This is a genomic window from Burkholderia sp. Tr-20390 (assembly GCF_017104595.1).
Classification (GTDB): Bacteria; Pseudomonadota; Gammaproteobacteria; order Burkholderiales; family Burkholderiaceae; genus Burkholderia.
Window position 1 is genome coordinate 1 of the sequence record NZ_JAAGPC010000421.1, and the last position, 1,012, is coordinate 1,012.

Genomic DNA, 1,012 nt, shown 5'->3' on the forward strand with positions numbered 1-1,012 from the left:
TGAACAGCGTCAGCACGCTCGTGTAGTAACCGGGCGGCGACTGGCGCGCGAGCGTATCGACACGCGCCGCCTGGGCATCGGCCAGCGCGCGCTGGCCGCGCGCGTCGAGGAACGGCACGGCCGCCGCCGAGAAGCCGCCGTTGCCGTCGTTCGGCCCGGCGACGCCGGTCGTCGTGTCGACCTTCTCCGGCGGCGCGCCATGCGCGGCGATATGGTCGGCGAACGGCGCAAAACGCGCGAGCATCGGCGCGGCGAGCGGATCGGCGCGGTCGAGCATGCCGGCCCACAGATACACGCGGATCGCGTTGTACGCGCTCTCCGCATGCGTGTCGCGATCGGGCCCGAAACCCGTGCCCGCGCGATACAGCGCCCAGTCGGGCGAGAAGCCTTTCGGTGCGGTGTCGAGCAGCACGCGCCCGGTGCTGGAGACGAGCGCGGCCCAGCGCTTGTCGTCGGGCAGGCGCGCGCCGAGCGCACGGATCACCTGCGGCGGCGAATAACTCGGGTTCACGCGCCACTGGCCGTCGGCGAGCTTGAACCCCGTCGGCCCGGGCAGCAGCGTGAGGCCGAGGCCCGGCACGGTCGCCGTCTCGACGTCGAGCACGCGCTTCGCGAGCAGCGCGCCGCGCGCCGTGTAGCTGCGTTCGTGCCACAGCCGCCCGGCCTCGACGAGCGCATACGCGATCCACAGGTCGGCGTCCGACGCCGCGTTCGCATCGAGCACGCGCCACGCGCCGTCGGGCGCGCGGCCCCACAGCCACGCGGGCAGGTGCGCGCTCAGGTCGCCCTGCGCGAGATTGTTCTCGGTCCATGCGAGGATCGTGTCGAACATGCGCCGGTCGTTCGCGACCAGCGCGAAGAAAAGTCCATACGCCTGCCCCTCCGATACCGTGCGTGAATCGGCCGAGCCGACGTCGATCACGCGGCCGTCGGCCGAGATGAAATCGCGCTTGAACGCGTCCCAGCGCGGCCACGCCGCACTGCAGCCCGCGTCGGCCGCACCGGCTCCCGC

At 72.7% G+C, this 1,012-nt stretch carries 1 protein-coding gene; it reads right to left on the reverse strand.

Annotation, left to right across the window (positions count from 1 at the left end; all coding sequences use genetic code 11):
- The coding region (gene bcsZ, locus G3N98_RS39335; protein ID WP_206151129.1) for a cellulose synthase complex periplasmic endoglucanase BcsZ at positions 1-1,012 on the reverse strand (1,012 nt) is incomplete at both ends.